This window comes from Gramella sp. MT6 (assembly GCF_019357415.1).
In the GTDB taxonomy this organism is placed as follows: domain Bacteria; phylum Bacteroidota; class Bacteroidia; order Flavobacteriales; family Flavobacteriaceae; genus Christiangramia.
Genome location: NZ_CP048410.1, coordinates 1,178,482 through 1,191,278, shown reverse-complemented (window position 1 = coordinate 1,191,278; position 12,797 = coordinate 1,178,482). Strand labels below are relative to the sequence as shown.

The following is a 12,797-nucleotide window of genomic DNA, read 5'->3' as shown; positions in this document are numbered from 1 at the left end:
TGAAAACGACTTAAAGAATATGGAAATCTTACAGGAAATACTGGTATTTATAACCTTTTTGTATGCACTTGGTTACATCATCACCAAATTCGTTTGGAAACCTGCGTTCCTGGGCGGAAAAAAGAAATCTGGCTCTTGTGGTGTATCAGATTGCGGTTGCGGTGATTAATTAATTACTTACGGCATTAGAAACTAAAAGCTCTACACTATATTCTTCCTGAGTGATCTTATGACCCGCTTCAGGATAAGGAGTCACTACAACTTTCTTAATATTAAAATCTGAATTTTTAAAGAATTCAGCGAGTGAAATATCCGCTGAAGAAACGATATCATTGTTTCCAAAAGCGATATTTGTCCCGGTGATGACCTTTTCACCTTTTAATTTTCCATCTTCAAAAAATTCCACCAAAACCTTTACTTCTCCTGCCCAGATACAGGAAACATTCTTAGGACATCTGGAATCGGAAACTATCTTTTTAAATCTAATCTCTCTATCACCCAGATGCATATCATCTCCCTGGCAAAGTGTTGCCTGCTGAACATCATATTTTTGCGGTACAGGATCCTGGCTCCCCAAAAATACTGAATGGAATAAAGCGAGAAAGAATATGCTTATTTTCAAAATTGTCATTTATCTAATGACGATTTAATCTGGGGAATGTTGCAAGTTATTTTAACCAAGTCCTACATCAAGGGTCATCATCACCATGAATCCACCAATAAATCCCATAGTAGAGATATCGGTAAAATTACCCTGCTGGGCTTCTGGCACCACTTCTTCTACCACTACGAATATCATAGCTCCTGCAGCGAAACATAAGGCATACGGCAGAATAGGTTGAAAAGTAAGTACTGCCCAGGCTCCCAAAACTGCTGCTATAGGCTCTACAATTGCAGAGAGCTGACCATAATTAAAACTTTTCCACCTGCTTAACCCCTGTCTTCGCAATGGCATGGCCACGGCAAATCCTTCCGGGAAGTTTTGAAGCCCTATTCCTATGGCGAGTGCTACGGCTCCGCCGATACTGGCACCTTCAAAGCCCGCGGCTACACCACCAAAAAGAACTCCTACAGCAAGCCCTTCGGGAATATTGTGCAATGTGATCGCTAAAGTTAATAATACCGATTTATGCCAGGGAGTTTTTATACCTTCAGATTCACTCATTTTGAAATTCACGTGCAAATGAGGTAGGATCTTATCCAAACTAAAAATGAACAAGGCACCAAGACCAAAACCTACCAGTGCAGGAACAACCTTTTCAAAACCTTCTCCGGGACTCATCTCTATCCCGGGAGCCAGTAGACTCCAAAAACTCGCTGCCACCATTACCCCACCGGTAAACCCTAGCATCCCGTCAAAAAAGGCACGGTTCATACCTCTAAAAAGAAATACAAGTGATGCGCCTAGAGCAGTAAGTCCCCAGGTAAATAATGTGGCCAGAAATGCAGCATATACTGGATCAAGTGATTCAAAATAGTTAATTACAATATCCATTCTATGTCGTTTTTATAAACAGGTTTGCAGATATCTGGTTAGATATCCTTAATTCATTTCCATCCATCCTGATAAGCATGGACTGATCAAATTCTTCTTTTTCCTGGACCTGGATCTCTTTACCAAGCGAGATATTATGTTTGTCCAGATATTGCAGAAACTCCGCTGAAGAATCTTTCACGCCAACACAAATCCCGATCTCTCCCTTTTTAAGATCAGATAAAAGGGCACGATTTGCTACGGCAAAATTTCCCTGGGCATCTGGAATTGGATCTCCATGAGGATCTCTTTTTGGATATTCCAGAAATTTATCCAGTTCATTGGTAAGCTTTTCAGACTTTATATGTTCAAGTTGTTCCGCAACTTCATGAACCTCATCCCAGCTAAAACCCAGTTTATCTACAAGAAAAACCTCCCAAAGTCGGTGTTTCCTTATCACTTCGATCGCAGCATTTTTTCCCGCCTCGCTTAGTTTAACACCTTGATACTTCTTATAGTTTACCAGATCCTTGTCTGATAGCCGTTTGATCATATCGGTCACAGAGGAAGCCTTGGTTTGCATTTCTTCTGCCAGGGCATTTGTACTAACTCCACTTTTATAGGCCGTTTCCAAATGGAAAATCGCTTTGAGATAATTTTCTTCAGATAAGCTGAACATGAATTAAATTTTAATTGCCCAAAAATACATTTTTTAATTTAATTAATCAATTTTTTAGATAAGCCTAAATATATTTTATAGTTTTGCATAAAAACACACTAAGTGAAGATATTAGCAGGAATATTACTCAGCATATTAAGCACAGTTGCTATGGCGCAGCAAAGTGAAATTTCCGGTTTGGTTTCTCACAAAGGTCAGCCTGTTCCATTTGCGAACGTAACAATTTCAGGAACTAACCAGGGAACGAGTGCTGATGCTAAAGGAAGATTTAGCATTCGGCTAAAGGAAGAAAAAGCAGAACTCATTGTCCAGGCGATCGGTTTCAAAACCAAAACCATAAGTATAGTGCGTGAAGAATATTTAGATAAAGAATTAAATATCAAATTAGACGAGGACGCATTGGGACTGGACCAGGTTGTTATAAGTGCAACCAGAAACAGAATAGATCTCAAGCAGTCACCGGTGATTGTTAACGTGTTGAATTCAAAATTATTCAATGCCACCCAATCTTCATCGGTCGCTGAAACTTTGAATTTTCAGCCGGGAGTAAGAGTAGAAACCAATTGCCAGAACTGCGGTTTCACCCAGGTTAGGCTTAATGGCCTTGATGGAAGCTATACCCAGATCCTCATAAATAGCCGGTCTGTATTTAGCGCGCTGAACAGTGTTTATGGTTTAGAACAGATCCCTACCTCTATTCTAGACCGTGTAGAGGTCGTTAGGAGTGGAGGATCTGCATTATTCGGTTCCAACGCGATTGCTGGTACCGTGAATATCATCACCAAGGAACCGGTATTAAATACTTGGAATATCGCATCGAATATTTCTTTAATAGATGGTGAGATCCCAGACAGAACTTTAAATTTCGCTGGATCTGTTGTGGCTGAAGACTTGAATAGCGGAGTCACCATATACGGAATGAATCGAGATCGTTCCGCATACGACGCCAATGGAGACGGTTTTACCGAGATCACTGAACTTACCAATAATACTCTAGGAGCAAAAGCATTTCTGAAACCAAATGATCTTAGTAAACTTACCCTCGATCTTACTGCGCTAAAAGAATACAGAAGAGGAGGTGATCGCCTGGACCTTGCCCCGCATTTAACCGACATAACTGAACAACTGGACCATAATACATTCATCGGCGGACTTACCTATGACTTTTCAAATACTGAAAGAAGTAATAATTATTCCATATATATATCTGGCCAGCATACTGACCGAAAAAGCTATTATGGAGGACTCGGTGGAGGCCGTACTGCACAGGATAGTATCTCTGCTTCCAACGCTTATGGTAATACAACAGACCTGGCATTATTAGGTGGTTTTCAGTTTACCAAGAATTTTAAAAATAATGATGTTCTTACTACAGGAGCTGAATACAATCATAGCAATACCGAAGATGATATAGCCGGTTATAACCGTTTTATAGACCAGGAAGTGAATTCATATGCTGCATTCGCGCAATATGAATGGAAACCAGTTGAAAACTTTACAGCCTTATTAGGTGCGAGGCTGGATAATATTAATATTACAGGTAATTACGCCGTAGAGAATATTGCCAGGACATCTAATATAAACCAAACCGTTCTAAGCCCAAGGATCACTTTACTGTATGATATAACTGAAGAATTACAATTTAGAGGTGGTTACGCCAGGGGTTTCAGGGCTCCGCAAGCATTTAATGAAGACCTGCACATCTCCTCGGTTGGAGGAGAACCACAATTCGTAATCTTATCCAATGATCTGGAAACTGAATATTCAAATGCCTACACTGCATCTTTTAATTACTCAAAAAGCAAAAATAAATTACAGACAGATTTTCTTCTGGAAGGATTCTTTACTGAACTTAAGGATCCTTTTACAACCGTAAGTACCGGGGCAAGTCTTCCCAACGGTTCTATTCTGAAAGAAGTTAGAAATGGAAGCGGGGCTTATGTGGCAGGAACAAATTTTGAAATAGGGGTTTCTCCAAATTCAGATCTTACCTTCCAATTGGGTGGAACTTACCAAAGATCAATTTATAAGGAAGATCAGATCTTATATGAAGCAAACCCCAATTCAGAAACTGAACAAGACATTATTATTTCAGAATTTGTAAGAAATCCTGATTTTTACGGCTATATAAATGTTAACACCTCCCCTTTTGAAAATTTTGCCGTTGATCTTACAGGAACTTATACAGGCAAAATGACCATACCAAGGGTAATTAACCCTAACGGTATGTTAGATTTGATCGAGTCCCCGTCTTTTTGGGACATGAATATAAAATTTAGTCAGCATATAGATATAACAGAGAATTTTCACATGAATCTAGGTGCGGGCGTCCAGAATGTGTTCAACCAATATCAAGATGACTTTGACTCCGGCCCTACACGGGATTCAGATTTCATCTATGGACCATCCAGGCCCCGTACCTTTTTCTTTGGGATAAAATTTGGAAATCTGCATGAGTAATTTCTGAAGTATGAGAAGAATCATTTTTATAATCTTAATTCTTATCTCAGAACCTGTCTTAGCTCAGCAAGATGAGATCCAATGGATGGGATTTGAAGAATTGGAATCTTCTATGGAGCATGAGAGCAGACCTATACTAATATATTTTTATACAGATTGGTGTGTTTACTGTAAAAAGATGGACAGAAATGCTTTTAAAGATCCCGAGATTGTTTCTAAACTGAATCAGAATTTTTATCCGGTAAAAATGAACGCGGAAAGCCTTGAGAAAATTGAATTTGACGGACAGGAATTCATAAACGATCAGGCCAGGACCAAACGAAACGGGATACATCAAATTCCCTTGCTATTGGCTAGTCGCGATAATGAATCTCTTACTTTTCCGGTTCTAATGGTTCTCGATGAAAATTTTAGAATAAAAATCAAGAGTTACGATTACCTGACTTCAGAAAGAATGAAGAAATTGATAAAAGGTTAATCAAAGGCACTTTGCCAATAGTCTCGCAGGTAAACTTTTAAAGTCCTCTTTCTTTCTGGATCTGTTCGTAAGCCTCCTGAACTTTAGTGAATTTCTCCTGGGCTCCTTTTCTATAAGCCTCATCCATATGCCCTAGTTTATCTGGATGGTATTTCTTGGCCATTTTACGATAAGCCTTTTTCACCTCTGCATCAGTGGCAGATTTATCGATCTCCAGAATGGTATAGGCACTATCGGTATTTTTAAAGAACATCGCCTTGATGCTTTCAAAATCCCGTCTTCCAATTTGAAGATACCCGGCAATCTCGCTTATTACTTCAGCTTCAGCTTCACTAACACGACCATCTGCCTGGGCGATTCCGAAGAGAAAATGGATGATCTGCAGCCTGGTTGGATATTTTGTTCTTGCGGCAAGATATCTGGCAATATTCGAAGCCGAAACCTGCCTGTTCTTCACCACCTCGTTAAAAGTTCTAAAAGTGGCATTAGCTCGCTCCTTACCATAAGCCTGTATAAAATAAGAACGAACATAGTCCAGTTCCTGTTGGGAAACCTGGCCGTCTGCCTTGATCACAATAGAACTAAGGGATAAAAGATTCAGTTCAAAATCACCCGGAGAAACGGTTTGTTTCCTCTCTCCCATCATAGAATTGAAGATACCTCCAGATGACCGGATATAATTATCCAGAAGGGAACCTATAATAAATCCAAGAATAGCGCCGGGAAACCTGAAGTACATATATCCCAGAACTGCGGCAAGCCATTTGATCATCGGGCAATTTTCTTTGCCGCTAAGATAACATTTTCAATATTTAATTGGTAATCTAAGCCCACCTGTTCTCAGCATCTGTTATAAATTGAACCTATTAGCACATAGTAATTTGAGATATGCAAGCTGAACTTAATTTGGTATCTTTGTGCCTCACTAAAGTTTAATACAAAAATTTTAATATATATGTATCCAGCAGAATTAGTAAAACCAATGAGAGAAGATCTTACTAAGATTGGTTTTAAAGAATTACACACTGTAGAAGATGTTGAAAAGGCTATGGAATTGAAAGGAACTACTTTGGTAGTTGTGAATTCGGTTTGTGGTTGTGCTGCAGCGAACGCACGTCCCGGAGCAAGACTTTCTCTACAAAACGCTAAGAAGCCAGATAACCTGGTAACTGTTTTTGCAGGTGTAGATAAAGAAGCTACCGAAAAAGCAAGAGATATGATGGTACCATTCCCTCCATCTTCTCCATCTATGGCTCTTTTTAAAGATGGTGAACTGGTTCATATGCTAGAGCGTCACCACATTGAGGGGCGTCCTGCAGATATGATCGCAGAGAACCTGATTGGAGCTTATAACGAATTTTGCTAATAAGTTTTAAATAGTAGATCAAACCACGCTTTACGCGTGGTTTTTTTATGCTCCTATTTTGAAATAGTTATTTTTGTACTTTTAATTTAAGATGAAAAGATTTTTCTCCTATCCCTTATCGGTCATATTCTATTTTTTCTTTTTTCTAAGTATGCTTATTTTTCATCCTATCCAGTGGATCTGTTTGAAAATTGGAGGTTACCAGGCGCATAAGAAAAGTGTGGATATCTTCAACTGGTTTTTACTCCGCAGCCTGAATATCCTGGGAACTACTTTTACTATTGAAAATGATTATGATATCCCGGTGGACAGGACTTGCATCTTTGTTTCCAATCACCAGGGAATGTATGATATCCCGCCAATTATCTGGTACTTTAGAAAACATCACCCAAAATTTGTTAGCAAAAAGGAATTGGGTCATGGAATCCCGAGTATTTCCTTCAATCTTAGGCATGGAGGTTCTGTTTTGATAGACCGTAAGAATCGCCGGGAATCTTTATTGAAAATGAGTCAGTTTGGAGATTATTTAAAAGAAACTAAAAGATCTGCCGTGATCTTTCCGGAAGGGACCCGAAGCAGGACTGGAGAGCCGAAAGAATTCAGAAAGAATGGGATGATGATGCTTTTCAAGAAAATACCTGATGCCTTGGTGGTACCCATCACCATCAATAACTCCTGGAAACTTTTCAAACACGGGAACTATCCCATAGACCTGGGCGTGAATGTTAGACTGAAAACTCATAAGCCTATCCCCGTTAATTCTGAAGAACCGGAAAGCCTCGCTGCAAAAGTAGAGCGAATTATTACCGCCGATATTATTTAAATCCTACTTATGTCTGAAAATACCCTGATAGAGAACACGATCAAATTCGTGAAAAAGCGTCTTGAAAATGCCGAAGGAGGCCACGACTGGTTCCATATTGAACGTGTGCTTAATAACTCCAGGTTAATAGCGGAAGGTGAAAAAGCAAATCTCAAAATTGTTGAATTAGGCGCTCTGCTACATGATATAGCAGATTCAAAATTTCATGGTGGTGACGAGACGGTAGGCCCCAAAGTAGCTTCAGAATTCTTAAGATCTCAGGTAGTTTCAGAAGATATAATAGATCATGTTATTAAGATCATCCAAAATATCTCTTTTAAGGGAGGAAATGTAGATCAAAAATTTACTTCAACAGAGCTTGATATCGTTCAGGACGCCGACAGGCTGGATGCTCTTGGAGCAATAGGTATCGCCAGAGCATTCAATTACGGAGGTTTTAAAGGAAGAGCTCTTTATGATCCTGAAATAGAACCTAACCTGAATATGAGCAAAGAAGAATACAAAGCTTCAACCGCCCCAACGATCAATCACTTCTATGAAAAATTGCTCATCCTGAAAAATCGAATGAATACCGAAACAGGTAAAAAGATTGCCGCAGAGCGCCACCAGTTCATGGAGTTGTACCTGGAACAGTTCTATGGAGAATGGAAGGGTAAAAAATAAAATGACCGGTACAATTCGCACCGGCCAGTTTATTTAATTTTCAGTATTCAAATTATCCCTTTACAGGTTTCAGATTCTCATCTTTAAGATGTTCGGCAAAGAAGCCCATCATAGCTTTATAGAGATCCAGCCTGTTCTCTTCTTTCCCAAAACCATGTCCCTCATCATATTTAACCATATAAGGCACCTCAACTCCACGCTTTCTTAAGCTTTCAACGATTTGATCTGCCTCATCGATATTTACACGAGGATCATTTGCTCCCTGCACTACGAATAGCGGTTTTTTTATTTTTTCTACATGCAAGGCAGGAGAGATCTCGTCCATAATTTCTTTCTCTTCAGGAATATTTGGGTTATACCAGATCTTATAAAGTATCTCGCGGTATTTTTCCCAATATGGAGGGATGGTCTCCATAAATGTGTTCAGATTACTTACACCTACATAATCCACTCCGCAAGCATATTTTTCAGGGGTTTTAGTCATTCCCCTTAGAACAGCGTAACCACCGTGACTTCCGCCATAAATAGCTACTTTATCTTTATCTACCCATCCCTGGTTGATCACGTAGTCGATACCATCTTCCACATCGTCCATGGCCTTTCGGCCTATCTCTCCAAAACCGGCTTTTAAGAATTCTTTCCCGTATCCACCGGAAACTCTAAAATTAACATGCAAAGTTGCATATCCCCTACTTGCAAAAAGTTGTGCTTCAGGATTAAAGCCCCAGTTATCACGAATTCCCTGAGGACCACCATGAGGATTTACAATAAGAGGAACTTTTTGACCATTTTTATAATCGTTTGGTAGGGTAATATACCCGTGAATATTAAGCCCATCACGACTCTTGAAGCTAATTGGTGTCATTGAAGCCATATCCTCCGATTTTAATTGAGGCAAAAGCTTATATAACAGCTTCACTTCATCCTTCTCTACATCGAATAAATAATACTCTCCAATGATCTTATCGCCGTTAACAAGAACCATGTATTGCGTTTCATCGTCTGTTTTTCCAACAGTGAAGAATTGCTTCTCACCAAACTCCTTTTTTAAACGGGCATGGATCTTTTTATAAGTATCACTTACCGGGACAATCACTGTCTTTTCTCCGGTATACCTGAAATAGTCAATTTCATAGTCGCGCTTTCTGGAAAGCGATATCCCTGATACATCGAAAGTATCATTGCTGAATACAGTCTTTATCTTTTTATTTTTCTTCAGGTCATAAAGCTGTATTTCGGTTTTATCACCCTCCAGGTTAGATACTACATAGGCGTCATCAGGATTTTCAGAATTTGTATTAAAAGAGGAAATTCCAAAAGAGTCTCCAAATTCAGTAAGTTTCACCCTTTGAAATTCACCATCAATCTTATATAAAAGTTCAGTATTCACTCCATCTACAACACGCGTAATAGCACGAAGGTTTCCTTTTCGATCAAAATCGTAAGCTGCGACGGGCGCATCCCCTTCTTCAACAGTATAAAGCTTAGTGACCTCTCCGGTATTTATATTCAGCCTATAAGGCTCTTCCTGCCGAGGATTATCCTTATTCATTTGTACAATAACATGCTCCTCATCTTCTTTTAAGGTAGCAATGATATTCACTCTAACGCCATCAAAAGGAGTCAGATCGCTATCGTTTTCACCGCTAACATCTACGCCATAGACATGGTAATTTTCATCTCCGCCCTTATCCTGGAGATATAAAATACGGTCCTTGGTTGACCAATAGAATCCGCGTATCAAATCCTCCCTTTGTTTTTTAAGCAAGGTTTCCTTCTGGGTGTCTGTTTCTTTTATGTAGATATCCCGCTCTCCGGAATCTCTACGTTTCATATAAGCGATATATTTTCCATCTGGAGACAGCTGAAATGAATAAGCTTCCGGAGTTTTAAAATAATCCTCTACAGAATATTTATAATTTCCGGTTTCTAAAGCTTCAAGCTTTTCCAGTTCGGCTGTAGTGGATGGCAATGCAGTGTTTCCAGGTTTTTTCTTCACAGTTTTCTCTAGGTTTAATGGATATTCTTTCCCCATCTGGTTATACGTTCCTTTAATACTACCATTTTCAAATTCCCCTTTATAAGTCATTTGTAACTTGGCAGAGTTAATTGTCACAACCTTATCCTGCAAAACTACCGAATCGAGTTCGAATCCCGAAGCTCCCTGGGCAGGAACATCCAAAGTAGCTGTATAACCATTATCTGTTGGTGTAAAGTTGAAAACCAATTCCATTTCCATACCCTGAATTTCAAGGTTTCCGCTATAGGAGCCTTTTAATTCCTGTGCCTCCAGCGATGTTGCGAAAAGCATTATGATCAATGTCGTTGCGTATTTTAAAAGTGATATCATAGTGTTTAATTTAAAAAAAGAGTTTAATGAATAAGTAAATAGTAATACCGAATATGACGCCAATAGCCGCCTTAATAATCTTTATGCGCTTTGCTGTGCCGATTTTCATCTGCTTGTTTTAGATTTTACCGGTTTCGAGTAAACAGCCTTCTTTGAACTTTACAGTGCTTTGTTGATATGAATTTTTGAACTGAAAAGTGATCAGGTCCAGAGAGTCATAATTTTCAATATCTCTTTTCAGCATATCATTTAAGCGTATCGCCTCAGTTTCTATGGAAGTCGAAAATGTGCAGTTCTCTAAAGTATAGCCTGCCGTAGAATTACTGAAGCCGTCTTCAACACTAAACTGAATTCCCACAGAACTTACATCTGAACTTACAATTTCACAATTGCAATTCTTCTGAAGTTTGGTTTCAATCGCATTTACCAATTTATTATTAGCCATGATACCCTGAGCAACTCCAAATCCAAAAGTGAGTCCTATTGACCCAGCAATTATTATGGTGAAGATTAATTTTACTGGTTTTCTTAACTTCATAACTGAAATGTTTAGTGGTTGATTTCCAGAACCAAATCTGCAACACAAAATTCCATTTAAAAAGAAAAGTCTACCCAGTTTTAAAAAAATAGGGCAAACAAACTACAGCTTTAACAACTGCAATTAAGGGAGTTACGGAAGAATTAACTTAGATGAAAAAGCGAAAATTTTTCCAACCCTATTTTTATAAATTTAGGGTTCAAAAGCACATTTTAGCTTATATTCTTGATCTCTTTGATGTAAAAAGAAGGATTCAAACCGGTATTTAGTTTAAAGTATTTACTGAAAGAATCAGCACTTTTATAACCTACCTCCTCGGCTATAGATTGAATTGAATAGGATCGAAAGATCGCATCATTCTTTAATCGAAGGATAGCATAATTGATTCGCAGATCGTTGATATAAGTATTGAAGTTTTTACCAAAATGTGAATTAACGACCTTGGAGAGATAAGATGTATTCGTATTTATCTTTTTTGCAACATTGTAAGAATTACAATCCTGTCTTAAGAAATATTCCTTTTCTTCCAGTTTTTTGAGACCCTCCAGAATATGTTGTTTAGTCTCTTCAGGTATATCATTACTGCTTTTCTCTTCTAATACCTGATCTTTGGTGTCGGTAATCCGTTCTGATTCATTAGCATTCTCAATTTTAAGAAACAATTCTTCAAATTTCTCTTCGTTCTTTTTTTTATTTCTATAAAAGCGAAGTAATACAACCAACAAGAAGAGAATGATTATAGAAGCTCCCAAAAAGAGGTAGTTAAGATAGGTCTGTTTTAAATTCTTTTCCTCCTTTATTGAGGATAACTCATTCTTAAAATCCTCTACTTCCTGAAGCTTTAAAGATTGGTTTACAGTATCCTTGATTTTACTAAACTCGGCTACAGTATTTATATACTTTTCAAGATAAAAATTAGATTTTTCTAAATCACCAGTATGTTTATATGCTTTGGCTAAAAGTTTATAATAGTCATCCATAAAACCCTCTTCTCCTACTTTGACCTGGTAAATATCGATGGCGGCCTGAATATAGGTTTGGGCTTTTTTATATTCTTTTTTAGCGAGGTACACTTCACCTAAGTCCTTATAAAACACTAGGGTATCACCTTTAGAAGAAGGCTGACAGAGCTTAAATGCCTTTTTCAGATTATTCTCTGCGTTAGAGAGATCATTATTTAGTATCTGGATTTTTGCCTTACTTCTCAGGAAATATTTCCTTCTACAGGAGTCCTTTTCCTGTTGGGTTAATTTTAAAGCCTTATTGATATAATGGGAAGCAGAGTCGCGCTGCTTAATATCGGTAAAAGCTATTGAGAGATAATAATAGGTTTGTGAAGTAGCCTTTCCTAACTCCTCAACTTCAAAATCTGAATCATCTAAAACATCTAAACTTTTATTATAAATTCTAATAGCCTCAGTATGATCGTTAACAGATGACCTTATGTATCCTATTTGTAGCAGTAATTTATGCTGAACATTTTTATCATTTATTTCTTCTGAAAGGGCAAGTGCTTCGTTATAAATATCCAGTGCTTTTCCAAATAGTCCTTGATAATAATAAGCCAGGCCAATTTGAAATAAAGAACTAACGGTTTGAGATTCTAATTCATGTTCGGCAGAAAAATCTCTTAAAGGCTGTAATGAGTCCTGAGCTCTATCAAAATTTCTATCCCAGATAGAAGCTTCTATAAATAAACTTTTAGCTGCAAATTGCTGCACAATATTTCCATCCTTCTCGGCTTTCCTGCGGTAATAATTTATGAGGTTAAAGTTGATATTCTCTTTTTCAAAACTACCTATTAAATCTCTAAGCTCTTCATAAGTCTTAGCTTCTAAAGAATCTTTTTGAGCAAATAGACTAAAAGAAATGAATAGGCAAAGAAACAAAGCAAGTTTGAAAAATTTCATAGAATTATAAAAATCACCGGGATTTTGAAGGACGCTAAATATACCTAATTAAAAAT

The 12,797-nt window shown here is 38.0% G+C and carries 13 protein-coding genes; 6 read left to right on the top strand and 7 right to left on the bottom strand.

Going from position 1 to position 12,797, the window contains the following annotated elements; translation table 11 throughout:
• Positions 1–19: 19 nt before the first annotated feature.
• Positions 20–169, top strand: a complete 150-nt coding sequence (locus G3I01_RS05460) for a hypothetical protein (protein ID WP_219551838.1) — start codon at positions 20–22, stop codon at positions 167–169.
• Here the strand turns inward: G3I01_RS05460 and G3I01_RS05455 are convergent, their stop codons facing one another.
• From G3I01_RS05455 to G3I01_RS05445, 3 genes are read right to left on the bottom strand one after another with little or no spacing between them, the layout of a single operon-like run.
• Entirely contained in the window at positions 170–631 is a 462-nt protein-coding gene (locus G3I01_RS05455; protein WP_219551836.1) for a hypothetical protein, read from the bottom strand.
• A gap of 42 nt (positions 632–673) precedes the next feature.
• Positions 674–1,495 (bottom strand): ZIP family metal transporter, encoded by an 822-nt coding sequence (locus tag G3I01_RS05450; RefSeq protein WP_219551834.1) that lies wholly within the window; start codon positions 1,493–1,495, stop codon positions 674–676.
• A 1-nt stretch (position 1,496) separates the two neighbouring features.
• Complete coding sequence (locus G3I01_RS05445; protein WP_219551832.1) at positions 1,497–2,153, bottom strand: metal-dependent transcriptional regulator; 657 nt, start codon at positions 2,151–2,153, stop codon at positions 1,497–1,499.
• Positions 2,154–2,255: 102 nt separating this feature from the next.
• On the opposite strand from G3I01_RS05445, the gene G3I01_RS05440 reads away from it, so the two are divergent.
• Positions 2,256–4,613: a TonB-dependent receptor gene (locus G3I01_RS05440; RefSeq protein ID WP_219551830.1), complete on the top strand. Its 2,358-nt coding sequence runs from the start codon at positions 2,256–2,258 to the stop codon at positions 4,611–4,613.
• 10 nt (positions 4,614–4,623) lie between these two features.
• Positions 4,624–5,091 (top strand): thioredoxin family protein, encoded by a 468-nt coding sequence (locus G3I01_RS05435; RefSeq protein ID WP_219551828.1) that lies wholly within the window; start codon positions 4,624–4,626, stop codon positions 5,089–5,091.
• Between the two features lie 37 nt (positions 5,092–5,128).
• Here the strand turns inward: G3I01_RS05435 and G3I01_RS05430 are convergent, their stop codons facing one another.
• Entirely contained in the window at positions 5,129–5,863 is a 735-nt protein-coding gene (locus tag G3I01_RS05430) for a TerB family tellurite resistance protein (RefSeq protein ID WP_219551826.1), read from the bottom strand.
• A gap of 183 nt (positions 5,864–6,046) precedes the next feature.
• Between G3I01_RS05430 and G3I01_RS05425 the strand changes: the two genes are divergently transcribed.
• From G3I01_RS05425 to G3I01_RS05415, 3 genes are all read left to right on the top strand, one after another.
• A complete protein-coding gene (locus G3I01_RS05425; RefSeq protein ID WP_219551824.1) occupies positions 6,047–6,457 on the top strand; it encodes a BrxA/BrxB family bacilliredoxin in 411 nt (136 codons plus the stop codon).
• A 91-nt stretch (positions 6,458–6,548) separates the two neighbouring features.
• Positions 6,549–7,280 carry a lysophospholipid acyltransferase family protein gene (locus tag G3I01_RS05420; RefSeq protein ID WP_219551822.1) on the top strand — a complete coding sequence of 244 codons (732 nt, stop codon included), beginning with the start codon at positions 6,549–6,551 and terminating at the stop codon, positions 7,278–7,280.
• 9 nt (positions 7,281–7,289) lie between these two features.
• Positions 7,290–7,943 carry an HD domain-containing protein gene (locus tag G3I01_RS05415; RefSeq protein ID WP_219551820.1) on the top strand — a complete coding sequence of 218 codons (654 nt, stop codon included), beginning with the start codon at positions 7,290–7,292 and terminating at the stop codon, positions 7,941–7,943.
• A gap of 52 nt (positions 7,944–7,995) precedes the next feature.
• Here the strand turns inward: G3I01_RS05415 and G3I01_RS05410 are convergent, their stop codons facing one another.
• The 3 genes from G3I01_RS05410 to G3I01_RS05400 all read right to left on the bottom strand — a co-directional run bounded on the left by G3I01_RS05410 (position 7,996) and on the right by G3I01_RS05400 (position 12,741).
• Complete coding sequence (locus G3I01_RS05410; protein WP_219551818.1) at positions 7,996–10,293, bottom strand: S9 family peptidase; 2,298 nt, start codon at positions 10,291–10,293, stop codon at positions 7,996–7,998.
• Positions 10,294–10,411: 118 nt separating this feature from the next.
• Entirely contained in the window at positions 10,412–10,831 is a 420-nt protein-coding gene (locus G3I01_RS05405; protein ID WP_219551816.1) for a hypothetical protein, read from the bottom strand.
• Between the two features lie 212 nt (positions 10,832–11,043).
• Positions 11,044–12,741 (bottom strand): AraC family transcriptional regulator, encoded by a 1,698-nt coding sequence (locus G3I01_RS05400; protein ID WP_219551814.1) that lies wholly within the window; start codon positions 12,739–12,741, stop codon positions 11,044–11,046.
• Positions 12,742–12,797: the final 56 nt, after the last annotated feature.